Origin of the sequence: Phytobacter sp. V69, assembly GCF_965644215.1 — a bacterium.
In the GTDB taxonomy this organism is placed as follows: domain Bacteria; phylum Pseudomonadota; class Gammaproteobacteria; order Enterobacterales; family Enterobacteriaceae; genus Phytobacter.
Genome location: NZ_CBFFRL010000211.1, coordinates 1 through 7408 on the forward strand (window position 1 = coordinate 1; position 7408 = coordinate 7408).

Genomic DNA, 7408 nt, shown 5'->3' on the forward strand with positions numbered 1-7408 from the left:
ATTCAGGCAACCGTCTGTGGTGTTTGCAGAGCTAAGATTGGCGGCTTAGCGTTGCACTTCGGAGTTGAATCCGCCTAATTCTGTTTGTTTTTTATTTCAAACAAAGGTTTGAAATATATGGATTTGTGTTCATACTTTAAGTGAAATGTGCACATACATAGAACATGTTTATTTATCATATAAACAAGGAGTTATCATGTCAGGATGGTTCGAGTTAAACAAAAGCAGTGATGGGCAGTTCAGGTTTGTTCTCAAAGCCGGTAATGGGGAGACCATTCTTACCAGTGAACTTTACACAACGAAAGGTGCAGCAGAAAACGGCATTGCATCAGTTCAGGCAAACAGCCCTCTCGATGAACGCTATGAGAAAAAAGTGTCCGCAAATGGCAAATCCTTTTTTAATCTCAAAGCTGCTAATCATCAGGTTATTGGCACAAGTCAGATGTATGCCAGTACTCAATCCCGTGAAACAGGTATTGCATCAGTAAAAAGCAATGGTGTTTCTGGCATAACAAAAGATAACACTTAGTAAACCTGATTAAAGACAGATCTACTATTTATGATCTGTCTTTTCTATTTTTTTCTTAATTCCGTTAACCACATTATCTGCCTTACATCTTTCCAGTGCTTTCGATAACTTTTCAAAAAAGCGTTGTTCTGTATAAGCCCGGATAACAATCGTTTGATCTATGCTCAATGCATTTCTGCTGTTCAGACTCTGTCTGTAATCCATCACAAAAGCAATAATATCTGTTTTTAACTCTTCATGAAAAATACGTTCACATTCTGCTGTCGCCATTTCGGGAAAACAATCGGCGAGTATGGTATACAGAAAGAATGATACACTTTCTATTGCTGACGAAATCACCTCATTATCACTGGTGTTATTACTTATGTGCAGATTATTAATGTCATTCCTTTTTCTTACCAAGTCTGCGCTCCAACATCAAGTTAAAATTATTAACCTTCACGGTCGTTTTACTTTCGACATGAGCACTTTTTTCTGACAACTCGATTTCTGAGAGATCTTCGGTAGCATGCAGTGGGTGATCATTTTTTTCCGGCTCAGACTTTTTGACTGAATTTTTATTTTTCTGTTCTTTTCGAAGATTTTCATTTTGTCTGGCTCTGGCCCCGTTACTTATGAAGCGTTCTAAATCTGTTTTCGTTGCCGTGGCGAAAGTCATAAGAAATCCAACCAAAATATCCTGTTCAATATCCAGCCCCAGGTACTTTGCAACCTCACCACCTAAGACAATTTTACGGTGTGTTTTTTCTTTTCTCGTTAATACTTTTTGAGCCGTTATTAATCTGTTCAGTTCCTGTTGTGCTGATGCCAGCAACTGACTTAAATCTTTTTGCTTCATATTTTTCTCCTGTTATGTTTTAAATTAAATGGTTCATATAAGCAAAGAGATATATCTCTTTGTTATTTCGTTGCCGATACCAGTATATCAAGGCGATTTTTAACACTTTCATAAACTCTTCCTGCATCAAGAACAGCCATGAATACTGTAAACAGGATCTGTTTTTCTTCCTGTTCCATATAAAACCATTGGCTTTTATTATTCGCCAGTCTTCCTTTTGTTGAAAATGAGGATAAAATCACTTCCCGCTTAACTGAAAAGCCAAATAATCCCTTAATCACTGATTTTGCTGTCGTATAGGTTGAATCTATCTCGAAATAATGCAGAAACAACCCTGTTACGACGATCACTAACTCCTGCATAATGCTTCTTTTAAGCGAAGATATGGCGTTACCGTACCTTCCGGCAAGGGTTCTGGTTGATGTGTTTTCACTTTCTGCGTAAGATCCTAACTGATGTTTTTCTCTGATGGTTCTGAATTCGCTATCAACTTTAATATCTTTCAACTGGATGTTAATTTCTGCGTCATTTCCATTGCAGTTAATAAAAAACCATTTCGATTCGATATCATACATTCCATTTTGACTGTTCTTTATGTCTATTATTTTACTCATTCCCTTTCCCTGTGATTAATTTAATATTAAAGCGTCTCTTAATTCGACGCTAAAAATGAATTATACCCAGAATACTTCGAGTTGCAGGAGCCAGTGAACCCAAGTCAATCGTAGGGATAGGTTGTTTAAGCACTACCATCCTGCATATTGAAGTTACTTGGGTATAACATATATTTTTTGTTTTGCAAATTTTACAAGATTTAAATTCCGGGTTATATTATTAACATAAGCAAAAAAACATCCCACATTGATTTATATCCCTTTACTCCAAAGCTTACGCGCCTCTTCATTCGGCGCTTACACCAGAGTAAATCCTTACCATTGTTTTATTTTGATTCGGCGCAAGCTGAATAAAAAATAAATACGATGCCCACTTATACATTGCTTCGCAACGTGTGGGCCTGGCGGGGGCCTTAAAGTCAACACATAAGTTTTTCTTGCGAAAAACTAAAAGCAGCAAAGGTCAACACCTTTAAAAGCAATTAAAACCAACAGGAGTATTTTTGTAGTATGGCAATATTTCATTTATCGTTTAGTATGCTAAAAAGATCCGCAGGCAAATCGTCCTGTTATCTTGCTGCATATAACGCAAGAGCAAGAATAGAAGATAACAGAACAGGAGACGTGTACGATTATTCATATCGTTCCGATCTGTTCCACCACTGCATTCTTGCGCCAGAATACACACCTTTAAATATTGTGGAAAATTCTGCTGTGTTGTGGAACGAAATAGAGCAAATCGAAAAAAGAAAAGATGCTCAACTCTCACGTTATTTTGATATTGCTATTCCTGTTGAACTGGATAACGATGCCAAAATCGCGTTAGTGAAAAACTACTGTAAACGCAATTTTGTCAGTAAAGGCATGATTGCCGATATCTCATTCCATGACCTTGACGGTCATAATCCCCATGCTCACGTTATGCTGACGCTACGCGAGATAACACCACAAGGTTTCGGCAACAAAAACAGAAGCTGGAACGAGCATGATTTAATGGACGAGTGGCGTGCATCATGGTCCAGAATGTCTAACCGTGCGCTTGAACGTACTGGTTCTACAAAGCGTATAGATCACCGTTCCCTCGCTGCACAGCGTGAAGAAGCGATTGCTCTTGCGAAGGCAGCACAGGAAGCGGGAAGAGAGGAAATCGCAAACGAACAACTGGCTAAGGCCATTGAACTTGATCGCCCTGCGCTTACCAGAATAGATCGTAAATCATGGCATACCAAAAGAGCCAAAACCTTACGTGCAGCAGAGCAAGCGCAGGCAGCGCAGACAAAACAGGCCGCTAATGATTTCAGGCAGTTGTTTAACAGTGATGTGGGTCATCTCATTACCGTCAACCTCAACACATTCCGTATTGAACGTCTGAAAGCAAAACCAGCACCACTGCAACCTGTACTTGTTGTACCAGAGAAGAAACGCCGCTTTAAGCCTGTTGAAGTGAAGCAAAAGGATATGTCCCTTTACTATGGAGTTGCACCAAAAACAGAAAAACCAACGTTATTAAGGCGTAAGCATAAGATCGATCTACACAAGCTGTATGATTTTATTAAAAGTTTTATGAGTGTGTTGGTTAAGCACCCTGTTCAGAAAGCCGTACCAGAACCCGCTATCACTACCGTAGCCGATCCCCTGCAAGACACAAATATCCCAACGGATACTTCGCTCGATGAGATCATAGTTGACCCTGTGACGAAGTTGAAGATCACCCGCAGGCAGTGGGAGTCGATGGGGACTACCCATAAATCAGCAGACGTTTCCGTACCCCCGGACGCGAACTACAACCACAAGCCTGAGAAAAAACAAGAACCAGACAAAACAAGCCCATCCGTTGCCTTTCCACCTTTACCAAAGGAAAAGAAAGTTGCCACAAAATCAAAAGGTTTCACCTTCCCTAAATTTCGCTTTGGTTCGGTTAAGCGCAAAGATGGATGATGTTTATTCAAGCAGTCAAAATTCAGGGATTAAAAGCCATTGATAAGCTCGTAACAACAGGAACTTTAAGGCAAAATAGGTCAATCGTCCGTATCTGGAAAATGACCGTAATGGCTAGAAAACCCCAGGAAATCAAAACCGAATCGTTAGAAGTCGTTTTATGGAAAGAGGCTGACAAGCTGCGTAAACACATCGACGCTGCCGAGAAGAAGCATGTTGTACATGGACTGATTTTCCTCAATTATGGGGATTTATAATGAAAAATAAATTTTTCTCTAACCCTAATGATGAGGGATTATCGATATGATCGTTATCAACTGCTCCCAAGCAGCGGCGACACACCTTTACGGTAAATACAAAAAGAATGTTGATGAAGGGTTCTTTGAGCCTGCTTCATCTGTACAGCAGACCATCATGGAACGTCAGTCTGACATAAAGAATAAGGAAATCATTCAGTGGGTGGTTCATGCGGTCAAGATAGGTCGTTCCACCTGTCTGATTGCGATGGAATATGAAAGCCGTTGGGTGCATGTTATTCATCAGGTTCGTAAAGGAGATGTTCAGGGGTTTGTAGAACGTCTTAATACCCGACTGGTCAACGGTATGGAATGGCTGGGCGCTGATTATTCACTGTTCACTACTGCTGCTATGGAAAAATCCATAGACAGGTATTTCAAACAACACAAAGAAATTCGTTTTTACCAACAAACGGATCGCAGCGTCATGGCACATATATCTCAGGTAAGTTATCAATTTCAGTATACATATGATCAAGTCGGTGCGTTTCCCGAAGATGAAGAAATGGCACTTCATTTTGATTTAAGACTCAATGACGAATGGCGTTGCATTAAAGGTGAAAAATACGATCTTAAAGCTCAGGAAAAAATGTTATTACTCTGGCTGGTTCAGTATAATAAGCTGTCTTTTGTAAAAGCAATGAGACTCATCGAGCGGGTTATATCAGCTACCAGATTAAGTTTTGACTCTACTGATAACATTCCTGATACAGACATGAATATTTTGGAAAATATCCTTAAAAACAAACCAATACCGGATGATATTAATGTGGTAGACATTAACAAATTTAAAAACAAATCAAAAAAGTTACATTAAAAGTTACGTACCAATCTGACAATTCTGATTTTGGAATTGTCAGATAAGTTCAAAACTAAAATAAATCACTTATAAATCAATAATCAGTTTACGATACCATCACGCAACTTTATCACCTTCTCTGCCATATTGCCGTTATTGTCGGTGTTAAACGTTCTGTCGCCAATGTCATATATCACACCAGTAATATTAATCTTTTGCCCTTTCTTGAATTTTAAAATATCCTCATCCTGCCCTGCATAGTAAGACAACAGCACAGCCCCACCGCAATATTTCGTATCAGACGTCTGGAAAATGATGGCGTAGGTTTTATGGTCTCGCTGCGCACCAAGGTACTTCATGGTGTCGTAAGCTTCCTGCGCTTCCAGAACAGTAGCATTGCTTATGCTGACCTTCTTACCAACCCAGTTCTTTTTGCCTGCCATCGCATTAGCTTCATAATCACGACAGATTGCGCCCAAGCCATTGACGGTGTTAACAGGAAGATTATCTGCTGCTGTTGTATTACCTTTACTGTCGGAAGTGTTTAAAACATTGCCCAGAGAAGATAAGGACGAGTTGATCGATTGCCCTATCTTTCCTGTTGCATCGTTTAACTGTTGGCATCCTGTTAACGCCAGAATAGCGGAAATGGAAAACGCTGCGATTGTTTTTTTCATTTTGGTAAGCCTTATTTGTTATAAAAAACTCACTGCCTGAGATCTTCAATCAGAACAGTGAGTTGAGGTGTTTTTCCCTGATGTTGGCAAAGCCATTAACGTGCGGTCGGACGAACCCAACTGACTTTATCTTTGGTTTTAAATTTCAGAATCAGCAAAGGGCCAAGCATGAAAGCGAGCAAAGTAATCACCATTACCGGCGTGGATTTGGTCAGGTAGGCCATGATAAATCCCGCAGGAATGCCAACTATGGTTCCAGCAACTACCAGCCCCTTCATAGTCTGCTGGCTGACGTAGCCTTTTACTCTTTCTGCACCACAACCACGACAAACAGAAGCATCTTCATGCACTGCGGCCTTGCAAAATGGACACTCCGACATGTTTCCCACCTTTAAATGATAACGTAAGCAATTGATATAATTGATCTACTATGGACAAGGTGTCATATCGTTTGTAACGATCAAAAATGAAGTTACGATAGTTTATGACTATCGTAACTATAAAATCGATCGATTAAATCAATTGCAAAGCCGATCGATTCGGTCATTTCGATAGTTAATGACTATCATATTCGATTTATCGATCGTTTTTACAGATCATTGTTTGAATGATTCTTAACAGTTTTCAGGCATAACTTGCCAAGGTAGACTGGTGTCATGTCTGGAATCTCTCGTTGGCGGCAGGGATATGAATAAAGGAAGCATGAAAGCGTTGTCAGTGGTTGCACCTTCTGGTCAGCTTATCGCCTCTGGCAAGAAAACGATTGAAGTACGCAGGTGGCTACCAGACCTTTAACCAGAAGAAGATCTCCTCATTGTTGAGAATCTCAATTATTTAACGAAGGACGGTGATGAAGAGTCAGGTATGGCAGTCGCTGTTGTTAACATTTCTTCTGTTCGTCCATTCACTCCTGACGATATTCCTGCGGCTTGTGCATCAAGCTTCGAAGAGGGTTGGTTCGGTTGGGAAATCATTAACGTCAGGCAAGTAGACCCAGCTATAAACGCCAGAGCCGCCAGAAAAATCTATATCGTTGAATGGGATTGAAGGACTTACCGACTCTCACCCCATTTTCATTTATGGCATTCAGGAAGATTTCCCAGTTTACCAACATTTTTATTTTACCTCGTATTAATCAATGCGTGTTACTACTATGTCTGTTAACAATGTTAAAACAGGTTACAAGTGATTTTAAGCCGTTTTTATTGCATAGAGGGGAGTAACATTAATCCTGCTATTTTAATCCGTCTATACCTTTGTTTTTCGCCTTTTTATCTTTAGGTTTTGACTCGGTTAAAATATAAGATTTAACAAAGGACAAACGGTCACCATTAAAAATATAATCAGGATTAATGAAATATGAATTCTGTACTGTCGTTTCAGCAATAAAACCTTTGTTAGCAAGTTCTTTCATGCCTCGATAGTATGTTGACTCCGAGATCTTTACTATTTCTTGATCTATAAGCTCATACGCAAGAAAAACCCTGTCTGTGTCCTTAAAATCCTGTACTGTTCTGTATAGAATTTCAAAAACCTTTGTTCCCGCACCCGTGAGTTCTGTTAACGCTTTTACTCCGTTTATATAGAGTTTTAAAAACTGTGTTTTATCAACCTCCTGCCACTGAAAAAAACCTGCACCTGCTAAGGAAGGTGCGATTTAATCGGTGGGGTTCAGTGGAGTCCTTAGCTGTATTAGCCTTACCTTAGCTGAGCTGTA

General features: G+C 39.8%; 12 protein-coding genes. 6 read left to right on the forward strand and 6 right to left on the reverse strand.

What is annotated here, in order from left to right; all coding sequences use genetic code 11:
• The first annotated feature begins 196 nt into the window (after positions 1-196).
• Entirely contained in the window at positions 197-529 is a 333-nt protein-coding gene (locus ACSZPU_RS21370) for a YegP family protein (RefSeq protein WP_499002927.1), read from the forward strand.
• A gap of 24 nt (positions 530-553) precedes the next feature.
• On the opposite strand, the gene ACSZPU_RS21375 is transcribed toward ACSZPU_RS21370, so the two are convergent.
• The 3 genes from ACSZPU_RS21375 to ACSZPU_RS21385 form a co-directional block, all read right to left on the reverse strand.
• On the reverse strand, positions 554-799 hold the full coding sequence (locus ACSZPU_RS21375; RefSeq protein WP_499002929.1) for a hypothetical protein: 246 nt from the start codon (positions 797-799) through the stop codon (positions 554-556).
• A gap of 112 nt (positions 800-911) precedes the next feature.
• A complete protein-coding gene (gene traD, locus ACSZPU_RS21380; protein WP_499002931.1) occupies positions 912-1367 on the reverse strand; it encodes a conjugal transfer protein TraD in 456 nt (151 codons plus the stop codon).
• Positions 1368-1429: 62 nt separating this feature from the next.
• Positions 1430-1981 carry a hypothetical protein gene (locus tag ACSZPU_RS21385; protein WP_499002933.1) on the reverse strand — a complete coding sequence of 184 codons (552 nt, stop codon included), beginning with the start codon at positions 1979-1981 and terminating at the stop codon, positions 1430-1432.
• A 510-nt stretch (positions 1982-2491) separates the two neighbouring features.
• Here ACSZPU_RS21385 and mobQ point away from each other — a divergent pair.
• From mobQ to ACSZPU_RS21400, 3 genes are read left to right on the forward strand one after another with little or no spacing between them, the layout of a single operon-like run.
• Positions 2492-3919 carry a MobQ family relaxase gene (mobQ, locus tag ACSZPU_RS21390; RefSeq protein WP_499002935.1) on the forward strand — a complete coding sequence of 476 codons (1428 nt, stop codon included), beginning with the start codon at positions 2492-2494 and terminating at the stop codon, positions 3917-3919.
• A complete protein-coding gene (locus ACSZPU_RS21395) occupies positions 3916-4176 on the forward strand; it encodes a hypothetical protein (RefSeq protein WP_499002937.1) in 261 nt (86 codons plus the stop codon). Before mobQ ends, ACSZPU_RS21395 begins: the two co-directional genes overlap by 4 nt.
• Before the next feature lie 46 nt (positions 4177-4222).
• The gene (locus ACSZPU_RS21400; RefSeq protein ID WP_499002939.1) at positions 4223-5032 is read left to right on the forward strand and encodes a DUF6933 domain-containing protein; all 810 of its coding nucleotides are present in this window, start codon (positions 4223-4225) and stop codon (positions 5030-5032) included.
• A gap of 83 nt (positions 5033-5115) precedes the next feature.
• On the opposite strand, the gene ACSZPU_RS21405 is transcribed toward ACSZPU_RS21400, so the two are convergent.
• Entirely contained in the window at positions 5116-5691 is a 576-nt protein-coding gene (locus ACSZPU_RS21405; protein ID WP_499002941.1) for a hypothetical protein, read from the reverse strand.
• Positions 5692-5786: 95 nt separating this feature from the next.
• A complete protein-coding gene (locus ACSZPU_RS21410; protein WP_499002943.1) occupies positions 5787-6071 on the reverse strand; it encodes a hypothetical protein in 285 nt (94 codons plus the stop codon).
• A gap of 307 nt (positions 6072-6378) precedes the next feature.
• Between ACSZPU_RS21410 and ACSZPU_RS21415 the strand changes: the two genes are divergently transcribed.
• Both ACSZPU_RS21415 and ACSZPU_RS21420 read left to right on the forward strand, forming a co-directional pair.
• On the forward strand, positions 6379-6486 hold the full coding sequence (locus ACSZPU_RS21415) for an ASCH domain-containing protein (RefSeq protein WP_499002945.1): 108 nt from the start codon (positions 6379-6381) through the stop codon (positions 6484-6486).
• Positions 6487-6555: 69 nt separating this feature from the next.
• On the forward strand, positions 6556-6738 hold the full coding sequence (locus ACSZPU_RS21420) for a hypothetical protein (RefSeq protein ID WP_499002947.1): 183 nt from the start codon (positions 6556-6558) through the stop codon (positions 6736-6738).
• Positions 6739-6925: 187 nt separating this feature from the next.
• On the opposite strand, the gene ACSZPU_RS21425 is transcribed toward ACSZPU_RS21420, so the two are convergent.
• Positions 6926-7348 (reverse strand): replication/maintenance protein RepL, encoded by a 423-nt coding sequence (locus ACSZPU_RS21425; RefSeq protein ID WP_499002949.1) that lies wholly within the window; start codon positions 7346-7348, stop codon positions 6926-6928.
• Positions 7349-7408: the final 60 nt, after the last annotated feature.